Source organism: Eubacterium sp. 1001713B170207_170306_E7, assembly GCF_015547515.1.
In the GTDB taxonomy this organism is placed as follows: domain Bacteria; phylum Bacillota; class Clostridia; order Eubacteriales; family Eubacteriaceae; genus Eubacterium.
Window position 1 is genome coordinate 377,154 of sequence record NZ_JADMVE010000002.1, and the last position, 18,604, is coordinate 395,757.

18 protein-coding genes are annotated in these 18,604 nt (G+C 40.0%); 8 read left to right on the forward strand and 10 right to left on the reverse strand.

Annotated elements, in window-relative coordinates:
• Positions 1-18 precede the first annotated feature (18 nt).
• From I2B62_RS07105 to I2B62_RS07115, 3 genes are all read right to left on the reverse strand, one after another.
• Positions 19-771 carry a hypothetical protein gene (locus I2B62_RS07105; RefSeq protein ID WP_195268292.1) on the reverse strand — a complete coding sequence of 251 codons (753 nt, stop codon included), beginning with the start codon at positions 769-771 and terminating at the stop codon, positions 19-21.
• A 51-nt stretch (positions 772-822) separates the two neighbouring features.
• Positions 823-1,626, reverse strand: coding sequence for a zonular occludens toxin domain-containing protein (locus I2B62_RS07110; protein ID WP_195268293.1), 804 nt, complete (start codon positions 1,624-1,626; stop codon positions 823-825).
• 262 nt (positions 1,627-1,888) lie between these two features.
• A complete protein-coding gene (locus I2B62_RS07115) occupies positions 1,889-3,325 on the reverse strand; it encodes a hypothetical protein (protein WP_195268294.1) in 1,437 nt (478 codons plus the stop codon).
• 96 nt (positions 3,326-3,421) lie between these two features.
• On the opposite strand from I2B62_RS07115, the gene I2B62_RS07120 reads away from it, so the two are divergent.
• A complete protein-coding gene (locus I2B62_RS07120) occupies positions 3,422-4,141 on the forward strand; it encodes a nuclease-related domain-containing protein (protein ID WP_195268295.1) in 720 nt (239 codons plus the stop codon).
• 78 nt (positions 4,142-4,219) lie between these two features.
• Here I2B62_RS07120 and I2B62_RS07125 read toward each other — a convergent pair whose 3' ends face one another.
• From I2B62_RS07125 to I2B62_RS07150, 7 genes are all read right to left on the reverse strand, one after another.
• Positions 4,220-4,384 (reverse strand): hypothetical protein, encoded by a 165-nt coding sequence (locus tag I2B62_RS07125; protein WP_195268296.1) that lies wholly within the window; start codon positions 4,382-4,384, stop codon positions 4,220-4,222.
• A 14-nt stretch (positions 4,385-4,398) separates the two neighbouring features.
• Complete coding sequence (locus I2B62_RS20635; protein WP_279354779.1) at positions 4,399-4,527, reverse strand: hypothetical protein; 129 nt, start codon at positions 4,525-4,527, stop codon at positions 4,399-4,401.
• Between the two features lie 202 nt (positions 4,528-4,729).
• Complete coding sequence (locus I2B62_RS07130; RefSeq protein WP_195268297.1) at positions 4,730-4,891, reverse strand: hypothetical protein; 162 nt, start codon at positions 4,889-4,891, stop codon at positions 4,730-4,732.
• Between the two features lie 12 nt (positions 4,892-4,903).
• Positions 4,904-5,179: a hypothetical protein gene (locus I2B62_RS07135; RefSeq protein ID WP_195268298.1), complete on the reverse strand. Its 276-nt coding sequence runs from the start codon at positions 5,177-5,179 to the stop codon at positions 4,904-4,906.
• A gap of 20 nt (positions 5,180-5,199) precedes the next feature.
• Positions 5,200-5,385, reverse strand: coding sequence for a hypothetical protein (locus tag I2B62_RS07140; protein ID WP_195268299.1), 186 nt, complete (start codon positions 5,383-5,385; stop codon positions 5,200-5,202).
• Between the two features lie 501 nt (positions 5,386-5,886).
• A complete protein-coding gene (locus tag I2B62_RS07145; protein WP_195268300.1) occupies positions 5,887-6,711 on the reverse strand; it encodes a phage antirepressor KilAC domain-containing protein in 825 nt (274 codons plus the stop codon).
• Complete coding sequence (locus I2B62_RS07150; RefSeq protein ID WP_195268301.1) at positions 6,712-7,164, reverse strand: hypothetical protein; 453 nt, start codon at positions 7,162-7,164, stop codon at positions 6,712-6,714.
• Between the two features lie 326 nt (positions 7,165-7,490).
• Between I2B62_RS07150 and I2B62_RS07155 the strand changes: the two genes are divergently transcribed.
• The 7 genes from I2B62_RS07155 (at position 7,491) to I2B62_RS07190 (ending at position 18,535) form a co-directional block, all read left to right on the forward strand.
• Positions 7,491-8,810 (forward strand): AAA family ATPase, encoded by a 1,320-nt coding sequence (locus tag I2B62_RS07155; RefSeq protein WP_195268302.1) that lies wholly within the window; start codon positions 7,491-7,493, stop codon positions 8,808-8,810.
• The gene (locus tag I2B62_RS07160; RefSeq protein ID WP_195268303.1) at positions 8,803-9,423 is read left to right on the forward strand and encodes a hypothetical protein; all 621 of its coding nucleotides are present in this window, start codon (positions 8,803-8,805) and stop codon (positions 9,421-9,423) included. Before I2B62_RS07155 ends, I2B62_RS07160 begins: the two co-directional genes overlap by 8 nt.
• A 274-nt stretch (positions 9,424-9,697) precedes the next feature.
• Positions 9,698-10,153 carry a hypothetical protein gene (locus I2B62_RS07165; protein WP_243259444.1) on the forward strand — a complete coding sequence of 152 codons (456 nt, stop codon included), beginning with the start codon at positions 9,698-9,700 and terminating at the stop codon, positions 10,151-10,153.
• A 698-nt stretch (positions 10,154-10,851) separates the two neighbouring features.
• A complete protein-coding gene (locus I2B62_RS07175; RefSeq protein WP_195268305.1) occupies positions 10,852-12,300 on the forward strand; it encodes a helix-turn-helix transcriptional regulator in 1,449 nt (482 codons plus the stop codon).
• Between the two features lie 606 nt (positions 12,301-12,906).
• Positions 12,907-17,943 carry an Ig-like domain-containing protein gene (locus I2B62_RS07180; RefSeq protein ID WP_195268306.1) on the forward strand — a complete coding sequence of 1,679 codons (5,037 nt, stop codon included), beginning with the start codon at positions 12,907-12,909 and terminating at the stop codon, positions 17,941-17,943.
• Positions 17,944-18,048: 105 nt separating this feature from the next.
• Positions 18,049-18,411: a hypothetical protein gene (locus I2B62_RS07185; protein ID WP_195268307.1), complete on the forward strand. Its 363-nt coding sequence runs from the start codon at positions 18,049-18,051 to the stop codon at positions 18,409-18,411.
• Positions 18,383-18,535, forward strand: coding sequence for a hypothetical protein (locus tag I2B62_RS07190; protein WP_195268308.1), 153 nt, complete (start codon positions 18,383-18,385; stop codon positions 18,533-18,535). Before I2B62_RS07185 ends, I2B62_RS07190 begins: the two co-directional genes overlap by 29 nt.
• Positions 18,536-18,604 lie beyond the last annotated feature (69 nt).

Consider the following 18,604-nt stretch of genomic DNA (forward strand, 5'->3'; position numbering starts at 1 on the left):
TTTAACATAAAGCAGTATTCAAAACGTATCTTCTATATAGTATTGTTTGAAAAATTCATAATCGTTCACAAATTGAGACTTGCTATAGCGGCCTTCAAAATCCATCTGGAAATCAATGTAGTCTTTCAAACGGCCTTGTGAGACAAGTTCAGCCGTTTTAAGGTGCCGACTGCAATAGTAAAGTTTCTGGTCGAGCTCGGTCACCGATTTGTCTAAATCCTTTGTAATATATTTTGTGATGTACATTGAAACTTTGACGGGGTCTTTCACTGCGCCCAGCGAATTGAAGCCAAAACGTTTTTGGTAAGCTGACCAGTTTAGATAACCTTTTTCGGAAAGCTCTTTAACCGGATGCGGTTCCAAATCATCAAAGGGTAATTCTGAAAATAAACCGTGCATATGCCAATTCTTTTTATCGGCGTGAAGTTCTGGTATTAAAATGTATTTAATAGCGTAATTTGGGTATTTCCGGCGATAATTTCGGATAAACTGCCCTAAATCTTTAATAAACTTCTTAAGGTTATCCCGTTGATATTTTTGAGGGTCTAAAGTTAAAGTAACAAACCAATTCCACGGGTTACACAAAGCTTTTTCCAAAACCATTTTCTTTGATCGAGAAACGGAATTTTTAAGTTTTGTTTGATTCCCGGCTTTTCCTTTGGGGGTATGTTTCGTTGTTTTTTTACCTTTGGTGATGTTTTTGCAAATGGTAATTTTATAATAATTGTTAAACTGTTTGACCTGCACAGCGTTTTTGATTTTGTATTGCATTGAGTACAATGACCGTTAAGTGTTACTTATGTCAAGTAGGGGCTTGCGCCCCTATTCGATTTTAAACAACTCATCGACTAAATTTTCTGGTCTGGCGGGGCGGGCACGCCGGACGGAGGGGCCCCCCTGCGGTACCCTTCCGACCGATCGCGGCCGTCCCGCTTTTCCGGTTGATTTTAGTTTCTTTGGTGTTTTTTTCGGCTGTCGGTCTGTGGGGATAATTTCGGACTCTAGTATCTGTTTCTGAATAACCGCTGTAGGTTCAGCAACAATCTTGTGATTGAATTCAAAAAATGTATCATATAAACCTCCGTAGTATTTGCTATAAGTAAAAAAATAACTTGAGTTTTGGTCTTTGACGGCCAAATTCTTTTCAATGGCGATAAATAATGAAAAGGGAATCAATTTGTACACCCAAAAATTTTTAGCGTTTCGGTGATGCACTTCTATTTCTGAAAGGTCTCTAATCTGTCGGTCAATCTGATGCAGGTTCTGGATAATCATGATGATTTCATAGCCGTAGTGACGGTGTTGAGCGAAAAACGATAGAAAGTCAAGACGGTCTTCGTCCATGAAGGTTCTGGCATTGAACTTAACGCTGGCTTCGTCGATCACAATCAGGGTTTGATGTTCTTTGCGCTCTTCGTGCATGGTCTGGGCAAACTGCATCAGATATGGGACGGTAATTTTCTCGTTGGGCTGGTAAAAGAAACGACCGTTATTTTTCTTGATTTTATCCACGAGCATTGGAAAATTTGCGATCACATTTTTCCCCTCTTCAAGCCATGAACAAATGACTTTCGTGGCGTGCAGGGATTTTCCAGCGCCCGGGGTTCCGGTATAGACTTTGATCATATAAAAACCTCCTATTCCAATTTTAAAATGTGTAAAATCCATTTAAGGAACTTATAGCCGACCACAACCACCGCCCAGCCTAAAAGGACGGGTATGATTAAATTTAAGGGGATAATATAATTGATATAGCCTAAATATTGGGTTGGGATTTCCAGACTTAAATTTTTAAAAGGGCTGGTCGGCAGAATATTGACAATCCATGTGATCACACCGCATATCAATGTAATAAAGAAATTTATAATCATAATAAAGAAGTCGGCAATCAATCGTCTCCACCTCCAAAAAACATGTTAAAGGTTGACCATGCGAGCGAAAACAGAAAGATTAAAAAGATCAGGTTGCGTATCGCCGGCATGTAGTCATCCATGAAAGAAGTGTCCCCTTTTATTGGGATATCCTGATAACCAAAAATGTGGGTTGGGATATTGAAGCTAATTTCAATAGGGACAGGCTCGGCCTGAAATAGGGTCACCATACCGATAATATCACTTGGGAGTGAAAACGGAAATTTTTCACCGAGATTATCAGGGACGGCGCTTAGGGCATCGAGGTTAAGACTCAAGGTTGGAATGAAAGCCGCTTTCATAAATTTCAAAAGACCGTCAAAGAAATCTCCGATAGGGTTGACCCAGCGATCACCGTTGTATTCTCCTTCTGGTGTCGGTGTGGGTTCTACGGGTGTTGGCGTGGGATCGGGAGTGTCGGTTGGTTCCTGATCAGGGGTTACGTCCTGGTAGCCGGGGATGTCGGGGAGCTCGTCCGTGTTCGGGTTGTATCCATCTGGCAAAGTGGGAAGTTCTTCCGGGGTTGGAGCGATGGTTAAGTTTTCTGTTTCTCCGTTGTAATAATTGTTTATGTTGTTGATGACCGTTTGGGGGAGACGGGTTGGGAGTTTTACTTTGTTGGCGGTTTTGGCGGTGATATTAGAAACTAATTGTGCATTTAAGGTGCTTCCAGATACAGGAATACCATAAACGGCGCAAAGTACTTTTGCGTGTTGATCTAATTCAGGATAACAACTTGTAGAAAAAGTAACAGTGTAATAAGGCTCGGTCTTGCTTACAAAATAAGTAGAATTATATAATTTTGATATACCATCAGGATCCCAAACATAAAAAGAACCTGTGCGATAATAATTCGGACGTGGCTCAGCACCGTTTTTAAACACAAAAGAATACATTCGGTCATCCGCAATTGTAAAGCTCGAACGCGCAAAAGAAGAATGTGTATAGGGATAATCAAAGCCATGTTCGACTCTCCAACCATCAACAAAACCTACCGTTCTGTTAGTAAAGGTATAGGTATACGGCCAGACCACATCTACCACCCCTTTTAGGACGGCGTACAAGGCTTTCCCGCTGTATTTGCTCCAGTCCACTTCCTCGCCGTTAAGAAGCTTCTGGTTGAGGTTCTGGAGAACGTTCATCTGATCATTATAGTCTTTAGGGTCGGGGAAAGCTGTCTGGAGGTTCGCTGTCCATTTTTCATTTATTTGATTCATTTGCTCAGGCGTATATAAAACATTAGTTTGTACATAACGACCTGCTATCATCCCAGTTGTTAATAAAGCAGTAATACCAAGAAGCAAAGGTGATGCTTGTACTTTTTTAGGCTGAAAAAAGGGCATTATTGCAATAATAACCGCCAGTGCAACAGCCAATATTTTTAAATTAACAAATTTACTGATTTTAACATTCATTTTTAAACCTTCTAAATAACGATTTATTATCTTTACTTTATATACTATTAAATTTATAATTAATCTATACATATTATGAATAACAAGGGGGGCAAAATGATTTTATATGCCATTATATTTTTACTTCTTTTACCATTTTTAGTTCTGGCCGTTCAGCTTATTTTTGATAAAATTAAATACGATAAAACAGAATATTCAAAACAAACACACGCTTCTTTCCTATCAGTACGTTTCGACAAAGGTAAATATGGCGAATACTTAACATATAATGAATTAAAAAAGATAGATGGTTATAAAAAATTTCTTTTTAATTGTTATATTCCTAAAGATGATAATAAAACAACTGAAATTGATTTAATCATGATTCACAATACAGGTTTATATATTTTTGAATCTAAAAACTATAGTGGTTGGATTTTTGGAAGTGAATTTCAAAAAAATTGGACACAAACACTTCCAAATGGCGGGAAAGTTCAAAAGGAACATTTTTTTAATCCTATCATTCAAAATAAAGGACACATAAAATGGATAACAAAATATCTATCAAATGAAACCAATCTTATATACCATTCAATCATTGTTTTTAGCAACCGTTGCACTTTAAAAAAGATCGATTTAAAAACAAAAGAATCCATCGTTATAAAAAGAGAAGATGTTATAACCACAATAAAAAAAATAATAAATGACAGCCCAAACATACTTTCAAATAATACAATTGATCAACTATATCAAAAACTTTTCCCACTAACACAAAAAACAGAAATAGAAAAATTACAACATATTGAGAATATCAAAAACAACTACAATATACTCTAAATGATTATTGATCTAATGTAAAAAACCTGTCTGCCAACCCGATGAGGAAGGCCGACAGGCTTTTTCATTTCAACAATCTTAACCTCTTTTACTCTTTCTAACGCCTTTCCAAACAACATCATAGAGCAGGAATAAGAAAGAAATACCAGCTGCAGCAGCAAGTACAATTAAAATTTCAGGGTTCATACTTGCCAAACCATCGGTAAAGATTTTAGTAATAGCATTTACACTACCTTCAGCCATTTTGCCACCCCCTTTCAATGTCTAGACTTCCAAGCGGCTTTAAATAACGTATAAGCCCCAAAACCCAAAGCCCAAGCACCTAAACCGCTCGAAAAACCAATGAGCATATAATCTACAAAAATTTGCATTAATTCCGGTGTCATATTGCACCCCTACTTGAGTATCTTTGAGAGTTCCAAAGATACGATCAGGGCTAACAATGCACCAAAGATCAAACCTGCAGTTGAACATTCAGCTTGTATAATTTCCAGACCTGACATATTGACCTCCAGTCGTTCCAATCTGGCGAAACCGACGGTTTCGGGCAAATGAATAAATTAGAAAAGTACGCTTTGCCAAGCTTTTCTAATTTTTCATTTGTTCACTGTATGCCTTTAGAAAGGAATACTGACTTTCCATATCTTCGAGAATCTGACAACTTATATCCCAAAGGGCATAACAGATAACGGCATTTTCTAAAATAGCGTCATATTTTTCTTGAACAGCAACTTTCTTACGTTTATCCATTTTTTCACCTTATTAAGCTTGTTTTGCTTCTTTTTCTACGGGAATAATATTTACAATCTTGCCTTTCAAGTTGGTAACAATATTGACGGTTTTACGCACAAGAGTACGCAAATCAATACCAAATTTATCTACCTGTTCTTTGGTTAACCATTTTGAATCCGCAATAGCGCCAATAATGTTAGGGTTCGTATCATCAAGATAATTGAAATATAACCGGGTTCCCTGAATGCGCTTGCCTTTATCATCTGTGAAATCTACCTCGTTAATACCTACAATAAAATATTCCATGTTTTTTCTCCTATTTTCTATTATTTCTTTAATCCTGTAATCGCCACAGGGAATAAACAATCTAAAATTCTAGTATGAATATCATGCGCAGTCTTAGAATAACAACATTTCTTTTCAATATCGTTATGATACAGACCTGTCATATACTGGGCAATTCCATAATCAATAATTAAGTCCATTAGTTCTAATTTTTCTTTTGATTCCATTTTGAAATCTCCTATCTGCCGCTTGTATTCTTTTTGCTTTATCTTATTTAAGCGGTCAATTAATTATAGAACTTTCAAAAGCCTGCCTAAAATGTCCACCCGCTGTTCTATTTGTCCACAGCCTGTGGATAATCCACGTAGTCGTAGACCAGAATGCTCTGGCCGCCAAGGTTCTGGCGCGCTACCGGCGCCAGATTCCCGGCAAAGGGGAGAAGCGTATAGATGCCGCGGCTGTTTTTGACAGCAGGCTGATAGCGCAGGCGGCCCGCGTCCTCCAGCTGTGCGCGGGCACGGCTGAGGGTGCGGTAGCTGAGGCCAAGGTCCCGCTCCAGCTGGTGCGGGCTTACGACAAATTCTGCCCTTCATCTTCATTCACCGCCAAGGGTGGGCACCGCGCAGGCGTTATTGCGGTACATCAGGTAATGCCAGAGCATGTTGGCCGCTGCCGGCACCGGGTGGTCCCGGTGCCAGCCATAAAATTCCTTTACCTCGCGAATGTAGTTAATGGGCTGCCTCCTTTTCCATAAACAGATGCATAAAATAAACCTGGCCCGCACTGGTAATTCTGGGAACATGGAGCACCATGGGCCGCCGCCCCGGTAGGCGGTTGCCATGCTCGTCCCTTGGCCAGATCACCCGGATACACAGCTCGATGAGGCCGTCTGCCCTGGCCGTGGGGTGGTTCCAGCTGCCGGGCTGTACGCTCAGATACCCCAGCTGCCGCAGCTTTTCCATGAGCGCTTTGCGGCTCATGCCCTGGGATCCCGCGGTTTTTAAAAGGTTTGCCATACCGTACATGCTGATGGTGCGGCTGTCGCCGGTCACCGCGTCGGCAAAGAGGATTTTTGGCCCGGCCAGGGCCAGCTGCTTTTCCAGCGCCTGTTTTTCGGAAAGGGCGGCCCGCAGGGAGCAGAGCAGTCTTGCACAGGCGTCCGGGTCGTTTTCCACCTGCTCCAGCACCTCCAGATCCATGTACGCGCCGTATTTGCGGATGCTCGGCAGAATCTGGCTGGTTACATAGTGCTTGAAGCGCCTGGCGGCAGGCAGCCGGCTGCCAAAGATCAGGGCGTAGAGGCCCGACTCGTTGACCACTGTGGTGCGCTGGTAGCGCCCGTTGGAATCCAGGACGTAACGTTTGGTGACATCCCGGGGAGCCGTGTGGCGTTTGGCCGCCATGCGGGCGTTGGAATGGCCCAGCAGGACACAGATATCATTGAGGACAAAATAAACGGTGTGATCTTGGGCGTCGTACAGGGTGCGGAAGCTCTGATCGCCAAAGACCTGGGGCAGGCAGACCGGCGCGTAGCGTTTTTGTGACGTTGTCATTTAGGCTGCCTCCCTGGCGTTTTTGATGAGCATGGGAGCAATGCGGAGCAGCCAGCCCCTGTAAGCCCCCTGCTGGTCCTCCGTTAAATATGTTGCCGCGGCAATGAGCTTCCTGACGCTGTCTTTATTGATAAAGGCACGGAGCTGGTAACATTTAAGGTTATCCGGCTGCAGTACGGCTCTCAGGCTCACCGCGCCTGCCCCCAGCAGCCTGCGTACACGGTGCCTTGGCATGGAAAGCCCCAGCAGCCGCTCCACATCCCGCACGCCGTATAAAAGGCCCTCCGGCGTGTCAAGCAGCAGCACAGGCGCCATATGTGTATGAATGATCTGGTAGCACCGATCCTCCAGTGCGGTGCGTCCCCCGGTGCTGTTTAAAAGCCTTTCCAGCTCCTCAATGCGCTGTTCCGTTGTCTGCTTCGAATCCATTGTTTTTTTGAATGTGTTTGACATTTTAAAGTTCCTTCCGGAACACCGGTGTTCTGTTTGTTTTTTTAAGCTTGAACCCATTGTAAACCGGTTTTTTAAAAAGCGCAAAAGGGCTTATGACCCCAAAAAAGGGGTGAAAAGGTAAAAAATGGACGGGTTTGGGGGTGAAAAAGTATCAGAAAGGGTGGAAAAGGAGAGGGATTGGGGGGAATGAGGGAAAAAATCAAGGGGAATGAAAAAATCTTTTAATAATGGGTATAACTATATTATGCGTAAATGCTTATAAAAAAACAAAAAAACGTGACAAAATGTATCGAATAATGTATAATTAATTCGAGGAGGTGGATAAAATGTTTTCTGAATTATATTTAGAGAATTTTAAGTCGTTTGAAAAATTCAATGCTGATTTTACTAAAATCAAGAATTTTCCTAAAAAAGCGATTGTTATTTATGGAGAAAATGGAGCGGGTAAATCAAACATCGTCTATGCATTTCAATTTTTACAGGAATCTATCCAAACGCTGGATTTTCAGATTCAATTCAATGAGTTGATGGATAAAGAAACAATTTATAAAAGTAAAAAAAGTTTGTTAAGATTTTTGTCAGAAACGCGTCCGATGGATTTTTTATCATTAGCGGAAGATTGTGTCATGGTGGATGCAGAAGGTAAAAGTGTCGTAGAATACCATTTTGTCATTGATGGTGCTGAAGGGAATTATCGACTGACTTTTGACACAGAAGGTGTAAAAGAGGAAAGCCTGTACTATAAAATAAAGACTTCACGGGGGGAACTTTTTAAAATTACAAACGATAAGGTGATGCTCTCAAAAAGTGTATTTTATCATACAGAGTTAAGAGAAATGCTTGAGGAATTAATTCAGCAGTACTGGGGTAAGCACACCTTCTTATCTATTCTGAATAAAGAGTTTAAGGAAAAGAATAAATCCTATTTTTCAAAACGGATCAATCAAAATTTTTTTAAAGTATTTTACTTTTTTAAAAGTTTTATTACAAAATGCAAGAAATCTCATTCTATCTCACAGATTGGAGGTTTGCACTATCGGTTTTTAAATAGACTGGATGCTGGCAAAATACTTAAAAAAGAAGAAAAGACGCTGCAAACAAAAGAAGATGTTCTGAGAATTTTTTTAACAGCTTTAGTATCCGATATCAAAGATGTTTACTATAAAACGTGGCTTGCCGATGATCCAGAATATATTGAATATGAATTAATGCTCAAAAAAAGAATCGGTAATCAGTTGAGAGACATCAGTATTCGTCTGGAATCAACAGGGACCATTAATTTGATCGATCTGCTTGCGCCTGTTTTAGAAGCATATATTGGCAATACCGTCATTATTGATGAAGCCGATACCGGTATGCATGATCTTTTGTTTAATGAATTAATTAAGCATGAAGTAGAGTCCATGGAAGGACAGATGATTCTTACAACACATAATACGACACTCTTAAATGAAATCAGCCACGAATATATTTATATTTTGTTACTTGACGAAAATGGAAATAAAAAATTAGTAAGCTTAGGAGAATTTGAAAGAATTTATCCAAACCATAATGTTCAGACAAGATATTTAGAGGGACTCTATGGAGGCGTGCCTTTTATTGGATATTTTGACTTTGAGGAAATTAAGGATGTTTTAAATGGATAAAAACCGTCAAAAAAAACTATTTTATTCGGAAATAATGGTGATCGCCCATGGTAAAACAGAATTTCTTTTTTGCCAAAGTATAAAAGCTAATTTGCGAATACCAATGATCATCGAATCCAATAATAAAGGGAGAAGCAGTATCGAAATTACAGGAATATTAAAATATCTTGAAACAAATTATTATTTAAAAAACAAAAAGAATTTTTCTTCTTTTTATGAAACCATTGAATATGATAAAAAAACAAGAATGCCAGTAAATTTTTCGATTTATCCAATCATGGATTTAGAAGAAAATTATGATATGTCGCTCATAAAAAAATATAAAAATGGGCACCTGTTCGACAGTCATTGGTTAAAAACGTTTGTTCATCCAATTTATAATGACCATACATTTGAAGATGTTTTTAAAGAAGCAAATTTATCTTGCGCGCAAAATGATAAAGACAAGGGAAACTACAACGCTTATTTCAGGGAATTATTTTTAGAGCAAACGGGAAAAGAATGCATAGAAATGTTAATTGAAAAATTTAAAAAAACAGAGAAGACAAATATGGAATTGTTTTTGGAACATTGCCTAAAAATTCAAGAAAAACGAGCGTTATTATTTAGATAAAAAGTGAGCGTTTTGAGCAATTTTGGAATGTTAAAGAGCCTTCATAAATTGAGATGATCCCCCCTAAGTAGACAAGGTAAATAACCAAAATCTACTTAGGGGGGATTTTATGTATAGGAAACATATACTCGAAAAAAAATTAAATATTGTAAAAAGATACATGAATAGACTCTTTTCGCTGGAAGAAAAAGTCCATGAGTTAGGATACAAAACAGTAACAGGATGCTTTAAACGATGGGGGTGGCAATATTAGAAGCAAACAAAAGAAAGGCTTTTGCAGCTAACCGGTAAAAGAGCTTACACAGCCGAGTCCAAAACAATGGTGGTCGAGGCGTATCTTTGTGGAAAAGCCTCAACAATTGACCTTGCCGCAAAGCACAAAATCAGCACGGCAGATGTTTTGTTGTATAATGCCAATAGAATGCTTAGGGATTATGATCCTAAGAGGGAAGTCTATATGACAGAAGCACAGAGAAAAACAACCCTTGAAGAACGAAAAGAAAGCGATGAACACTGCATTTCCTATGATAGAGATTACAAGGAAGCCGCTTCTTGGCTTGATTTTTCATACAGTCAGGTTTATTCCTGTATTAAAAATATGATGCTGATGATGAAACAGTCTTGTTGGATAGGCATGGCGCATAAATCAGATGAAGAAGTGGATGAACTGGAACGGCTGCACCGGGGAAATATAAGGCTTAAACGCCAGCTTGAAAAAAAGATATGGTAGTAGAACTGCTAAAAAAGGTGAAAGCCTTTGAAAGGATGTGAGGCTTGAGAAATAACACCACGAATTGAAATTTATGGCGATTAAATATTTTAGTAAAGAAAAACAATGGCAGATCAGCTAGATGGGCAGGCAGTCGGGAATTTCCCGTGCGGCGACGGCGCTCAGTCCCTGAACAGGAGGCGGAGAACCTAAAATTGGCAGAACTGATAAAAGCATACGATGAACAATTTTATCATATATTAGGCTATCGGCGAATAACAAGCTGGATAAACCATTTCAATCATATGAGTTACAGCAAGAACTGGATTCACCGGATGATGAAAAAACTTGGAATCTATTCGATCATTCGGAAAAAGAAAAAATAGCACGCTTCCAATCCGGAAATGACTGCTGAAAATAAGCTTAAAAAAGATTTTAATGCAGCAAAGCCAAATGGTGTGCGTAATATAAATATCCGCTATATCTGTATGCTGATACATCAGATACCTGTAGTCCTATTTTAGATGTTTCACTTGTCGGCTTAACAAAGGGAAAGGGCTGATCAAATCAGGGCTCTTTTTTTTAAGGAGAATCCTAACAATTATTTTTTCTTTGCAACAAAAAATATTAAGAGTGCAAAAAGTAATGGCTTCGTATATAATTATAATAGATAAATTGTATTGTAGTATTCCTTAATTCTTTATAAGGAGAGGAAAACAATGTCTGTTTTTAGTGAACGATTAAAGGAACTGATCGAAAATAATGAAGAATCGGTTTACCAGCTGGCTAAAAAAGCAGAAGTCAATCGGACGGTAATCCACAAGGTTTTATCTGGGGAAAGAGTGCCGAAAAAAGAATTTGTTGATAAGATTACCAAGGCCATGTCGTTGACTCCCTTTGAGAAAAAGGAGATCACAGAACTATGGCTTCAGACAAAATTAGGCGATAAAATTTATTATCGGCGCAAAAAAGTAAAGGAAGTGATCGAAAGTCTTTCGGGCAATCCCTTAAGAAATTATGCTTACCAATTTGAAAAGCAGAGATTTACAAAGATTGAGCCAAGCCAGCAGGGATGGCGAATGATTCAAGGGAAGGAAAATGTCGAGAAAGCAGTACTGGCAGTTTTGGGGGATTCATTCAAACATTTTGAGGAACCGGAGATCAGCTTCTATCTGCCCAATGGATTTCCGTATTTCTTTGAGCTGCTTTATAATTTTTATATCGACTGTGAAAAAAGCGTTAGTATCAGACATCTTGTGTATATTGAGAAGGACAGCGGTAATAATGAAAAAGCCTGTTTGAATAATCTTGAAACTTTGGAGCCCTTATTAGCATTTGGGCTGAACTCGAATAAAGATTATGAGCCCCGCTATTTTTGTGGTGAAGGAGATCCCAGGGTATGGCTGGAGTTGATTCCGAACAACTTCATAATGACCAACCGCTGTGTCATGTGTTTTGAGCGGTCTTTGGAGACGGTCATTTATTTTGACACAATGGAAACGCTTGCTCATTTTAAAAAGCTCTTTAACAGAGCGTTTGAAAACGCACCTCATCTTCTGGAAAGAGGAAAGACTATTCCGGAGATGTATGGCTGGAGCGCGATTACAGAATATGAGTACATTATCGAGCCGACACCCTGTCTGGCAAAATATTTTAGCAGGGATTTTTTAAATGCGATTATCAAACAGGAGCTGCCAGAAAGAGAGGCGATTCTCAAAATGGCGGCCGATTTTTATGGTGATGTCAACAGGCGTGGTAAATATCCGCTTTCAATTTTTAATATCACCAGTCTTGGAGAGATGCTGGAAACCGGGATCGTTCGGTCATTGCCGCACTATTTTGTAAGGCCCTTTACCAGGAATGAGATATGTGCAGTTTTGGAAGATATCCGACAAGAACTGTTAAACCACAGCCAAAAATATATGGCCATTAATTCAGAAGCTTTTCATGTGCCGATGGACACAGAAATCATCAAAACCAATGAGAGTGAGATTGCCATCCGCAGTTTTAATGCTGACGGCAGCGAACTGACGACCGTTTTTCTTCGTGAAAACAGCATTGTCCGGGCTTTCAGCGATTTTTTCGATTATCTGAAAACCAGCCGGTATGTCTACAGCGATGAGGAATTAGCAGAGCTCATTGATAAAGCCATCCGACGTAAAAATTGAAAAAATAGATCTGCTATAGGTATAAATAACAAATAAAAACTTTCTGAATAAAGAGATTGCTTTAATCTGAAATTCGTTTTATAATAAGGTTTAAGGAAAACTAAATAGAAAATTGCGGCATCCGGCATTGTGCGGCAACACAATACCGGCTTGCGCAGGTGATGAGACCACCAACACAACGGCCCGACCGGGCACGTACCGCATTACTTATTATAGGCTATTTGCGCTCCAAAAACAAGAAAATAGTCTGTAATTCAGTAGGCTTTTTTGTGCTAACCTTTTTTGAGATAAAATCAAAGCTGTGTAGTGGTGATTTCACCCTGCATAGCTTTTTTATTTAGTTTTCCGTGACTGCCTGCAAAGATACCAGAGGGCATCAAAAATCTTAAGAAAGGGAGGATAAAAGAAAACACTTATAAAAGTGAGAGAATACAAACTTTAGTATCGGAGAAAAAAGTCCTGCCACAAAAAGTGCGACATATTGCACACAAAAGGGAACTTTGATAGAATGGAAATCAAGTTATATTACAATACAATTTGTCTAAGTATCAGTAAATAAAAGAAATGCTGGTATTGATTTTGTTAACGTTTTAATGAGGAGAGAAAATGAAAAGGACAAAACGATTAATCGCTTTAATTCTGGTGGTGCTACTGTGTTTATCAACCATACCGACAGGAATTTTTGCTGAAGGTAACACCCAAACAGTAACAGATGAGGCCACAATACAACTAGAAGAAAATCAAGTGGATGAAAAAAGCGCAGAAAATGCAGCCAATGATATATTTTCTGTTGAAAAAAATGAAAATGTGCTGGAAAGCCAGGAGGATTTGACGGAAGAGGAAATTATTCAAGAAGCCACCGAACCCGAAGCTTCTGGAGATAATAATGGACTTCCAGAAACAAGCCAGAACAAAACCCAGGAAAATGTGGCAGTTCCTGCATCAGACGAAGAAACCATTCCTGGTAAAGAAACAGCTGTTGCAGATTTTACCTATGACACAAAATACGATGGGACGCTCGTATTGACTGCTTATACTGGCAACGCTGCTGATGTGGTAGTTCCCAGTGAAATTAATGGTCTTAAGGTGACTGAGATTGGCCCATGGGGAGGAACAAGCTGGGCTACGACCTATAAAGAGGTAGTTAAAAGTGTGACAGTGCCAGAGGGTGTTACCAGTATTGGCAGCGGTGTTTTTAAGGACTGCCCGAATTTAACAACGGTTGATATGCCTTCGACCTTGATGGCTTGTGCAGGTTTTGAAAACTGTCCGATTAAGACGGCTGATGGATTTAAAAAAGCGACTAAGTTAAGTAATCTCAGCTTTAAAGGACAGCCCATTGAAGATGTCAGTGCTTTGGCAGGTTGTTCTAACTTAAACTATTTTGGAATAGAAAACACAAGTATGACGGATCTGAAAGGTGTCAAAGGAATTAAATCCCTTCAGCATATCTCAATTTTAACAGTCTCAAATAATAAACTAACATCTTTCGATGGAATTGAAGGCATGAATATTGGAACGATTTATGCTTCACATAATGCCATCCGTAATGTTTCGGCACTGAAGAATAGTAGGAATTTGAGCATATTATGGTTAGATAACAATGAATTAAAAAATATGTCGGATATTAAAGGGCTCGAAGACGTCGCATTTGTTCGGGAAATTATTTTCAGAGAAAATCGCCTCACCTCACTGAACGGCATTGAAAAAATAACCAGTCTGTACCGTGTTGAGTTAGGTGATAACCCGGATTTAAAAGATATTTCGCCCTTGAAAAAGCTCGATAACCTGTCTGAAGTAACCCTGTCTGGTACGAGTGTCAGTGCAGAAGATCAGTTTGATCTTATGCAGATCAAAGACCAAACTATCCGTCCGGGTTCAATCAGAACCTTTAAAGGAAAGCCCGAAACCATCTCTTATCAGCAATTACAGGTTTCTGTTGAAAACCCAGAAATAGCTGAGTTAAAAATAGCTTCCTATAACAATGGACTCGAAATTACAGGTAAAAAAATCGGACAGACTAAAGCAACGATTGCTTATGAAAATAGCGGTGTAACTTACAAAAAAGACCTGACTCTGACAGTGACTGATGGGGTAGTCCCCCAGGATTTTAATTATAAAGTGAATAATGATGGTCAGACTTTGACGATTACAGAATATCATGGCCCGGGGGGAATCGTGGTTTTCCCTGATAAAATTGATGGGAAATCAGTCACAGTAATTGATAGTTTAGGCTATAATTTTGATCGAAATATCATTACAGGTATTATTGTTCCAGAAGGAATCAAAGGGATTGGACTCAGCACTTTTTATGGATTTTCCAATTTATCCAGTGTTGAACTGCCATCTACTTTAGAAGGTCAAGTAGGATTTCAAAATTGTGCGCTGACAGATCTTAAGGGATTTGAGAAGTTAAAAAAGGTTACCTCTTTAGAGTTGTCTGGAAATAAGATAACGGATATTTCAGATATACCTAAGGAATCAAAAGATATTTATAGCGTTAATTTATCTGGGAACCCTGTTGAGGATATCACTGCATTGGCGCAGTTTAAAAATTTAAAAATCATTGATTTAAAAGATACTAATATAGCGGAAATATCCGCTTTGAAAGAACTATATAATCTGTTTAACGTTAATTTGACGAATACCCAGGTAAAGGACGTCAGTTTTTTTAAAGAATTTCCTAATCTTTATCAACTGGTGCTGGACGGCACGCTTGTCTCTGATGCTGATCGTTTGAATTTCGTGTCGCTCTCGGATATTTCGGTATTAGAGGGATATCATGCTTATTTAGAAACTTCCGCACCCTCAGGGGTTTTGGAAAGTCAAAAAATGCTTCTTGAAACATCGGATTCTGAGATTGTTCGTATTGAACGGGATGAATATAGCCAAAATTACAAAATGACAGGATTGAAAGCAGGTGAGACAACAGTTGTTTTCCATTATGGAAAGGAACAGGCGGCTCCTTTTAAAGTGATAGTAAAAGGAATCCAGGCAGTCCAGCCAGTAGGAAAACCCATCGGTGAATTGCCAACTGTTATGCCGGAAAGTCGTTTCGCGCTTTATGCGGATGGAAATCTGTGGAATTTTGGTGGGAAAACACCAGAACTGATTCATGATAAGGTAAAAGAGTATGTGCAACCTTATCAGATATTAGGAGAAAAAACCTATAATTACAGTGCGATTTTGGATTTTGATAATAATCTTTTGGTAAGAGATCTATCACAAGCAGAGAATAAGCATCCAAATATCAGCGCCACAGAATACACAAAGACGGTTGAAAACGTCAAGGAATACAGCCGCTTACACGCCCTGAATCATAAAAATGAGCTTTTTAGAATTACAGGTGAAAAAATAAGTGATCAAGTTGATGATTATTATGATATTATCCCAGGCGGATCGGTTGTATTAGGCGTTTGTTATTTAAAAGAAGGCAATCTGTATGAAAAAACGGATGCGGGAGAAAAGGTAGTAGCGTCTGATGTCAAAGCTTTAATAAAGCCGGAAGGATATAGTTTAGGCGGATATGGGATGTATGGATATATTACAGAGGATAATATTTATTATATCTGCCACTGGGAAAAACAGTCTGATAATCTTATGAGCTACGACTATGAGTTAAAAATTGAAAAATGCAGTGAGCAAATTGATGCAGTTTATGATAATTTCTTTATAAATGGCGAGGGAACCAGTTTTGTGGCACCTTATGGAACGAGCTGGTATAAACCGCCAACTGGAGGAACAGTTTTCAAAATCAGTGATCAGAAGATTAAGGTCACCGCGTACCAATTAACAATATCTGGGTCAGGCGACGTGTATGAATGCCATTTTGCGGATGATCGTAATCATTTATGGAAATGGCGCACGGACAATGGAGAGCTCGTTCTAGTTACCGATCAATTTGATACTTTTGTCGATTCTGGCTATAGCTATAAAACTAAAGATGGAAAAGTGTTTACTTTATCTGGCCAGGATGTAACCCCACCGGCCAATGTGCTTTTCCAAGGAAGAAACTTTACTTTAAAAACCGATCATATTGCCTATCGGGGAGATATCGCTGTCTTAGATAAAGTCAGCCAAATGGTTGGCGATAACAAATTTGAGGAAGCCTACGCTATTCGTGAAGACGGCACAATCTGGAGCCTCGAAAATGGACCAAAGCTTTATCTGGACGGCTCTCAAAAAGATGAGGACGTCGCCGTCTGGAACATGACACTCACAGACAAAGCCAGTATACCAAAAGGAGCCCTTCAAAGGTTAGTTCCGGTCTTTGAACCCGCAAACGCAACCAATCAGAAAGTGGACTGGAGCAGCGATAACGAAGCTGTCGCCGCCGTTGATAAAAGTGGTTTCGTGACTGGAATCACCACGGGTACGGCTGTGATCACAGCAAAATCAGAAGACGGTGAAAAAACAGCCTCCTGCCAGGTAACGGTTATCGAAACAGAAAAGCAGACCATTGTACAGGACGATGTTCAAATGGATGTTTTCATTCCACAGGGCGCAGTGCCGGAGGGCTACTCTGTAACGATGGATAATACTAAGATACCTGAAGAAGAGCAAAAAACCATTGAGGAATACTATAAGGATAATTATAAATCCATTGTGAAGTTTATGGATTTGAAAATGGCAGATAAAGACGGCAATACCATCAGCCAGTTTAATGAAGCGCTGACGATACGTATTAAAATTGATCAGAATATTGATAACCTGAAATGCCTGACCATTGTTTATATCATGGATGGAGGCTATCCACAAGTGATACCAACCACGATTACAGAGGATGGTTATGCGGTATTTACAACCGATCATTTTAGTCAATACGCATTGATTGAGACCAAAAACGAAAATTCAACAACGGATGTACAGGAAAATATACCGGTAAATATTTCAGTTGAAAGCGTTGAGTTAGACAAAACAGATGCCGCCTTAAAAATTGGTGAAACCACCATGCTAACAGCTACCATAACCCCAGAAAACGCCACCAACAAAAACGTGAGCTGGACAAGCAGTGACGAAAAAGTAGCGACGGTTAAAGGCGGTGTCGTTACCGCATTAGCCGAAGGAAGAGCAGCGATCACCGTTACTACCGAAGATGGCGAAAAAACAGATGTGTGCAATGTAACAGTCAGCGGAGAAAAACCCGTTACGGTTCCTGTGACAGGCGTAAGCTTAGACATAGGAAAGGCTGCGTTGAAAGTTAATGAAACCACTGCGCTAACAGCCAAAATAACCCCAGAAAACGCCACCAATAAAAACGTCAGCTGGTCAAGTAGTGATGAAAAAGTAGCGGCGGTTAAAGGCGGTGTGGTCACCGCTGTAGGTGAAGGTAAAGCGACGATTATCGTTACCACAGAAGACGGCAATAAAACCGCTGAATGTACCGTAACCGTCACGAAAAAAGAAGAACCAAAACCAACAGACCCAACAACGCCAACGGTGAAACCAGAAGACAATAACCCATCTGGAGGTAATGGCACAAAAACAGACACAACGGTCCAGACAGCGGCCCAAAACAACGGCTCAAATCCGGGTACAGCACTGACAAATCAGGAAAAAACCAGTACGCTGCTGGTAATGTGCACCGTCACAGCGCTCTGCGGGCTGGCCATTTTCAGCATCAAACGCAAACAAACTAAATAACGACCCATCGGGATACTAAGGCATTCCACCCGGAAACTGAAGGCTGTACACCTTCAGTTTCTTTTTTTATCGTCAATACTTTAACAATGCAAAGGAGTAAAGAATATGAAACCGGAACAGAGCTATGAAGCACGTGCAGCCATTCTGGAAAGACCCATCGCCTGCTATGAGGAGGTGGAAGGCTATCCGCAGAGCCGGGTGCGCGTCACCTTTACGGACGGCAGCCAGCTTTTCTTTGGCGGCCCGCTGGAAAGCTTTTATGAAATGATTTTAACCCATCTGGCAGTAAGCATCCCGCATTGCAAGCAGATGGCCCAGGAGGTCCTGGCCCTTAAAAATGAAACGAAAATTATGCTGCCGATTGTCATCCGGCCCTGGCTGTCGTTCATGGTATTTGAACGGACAGAAGGACCGTTGTTTGTCAATCGGTTTTCAGTCAATGAAAGAACCGGAAAGCGGGTGTTTTGACCATCAGATTGGCTATCACGGCGGCGCGGTTGTCAAAGTCCCCTATAGCGATGAAACCCTCCGCAGCCGGATGCGTGAAGCCCGTCTGGTCGAGCTTGAATGGCTGAAACGGAACGGCCGTTAAGAATAAAACCCAGGATGTCACTTTTTGTTACGTCCTGGGTTTTTTGTGTTCTTAAGAGTTGTTTTTTTA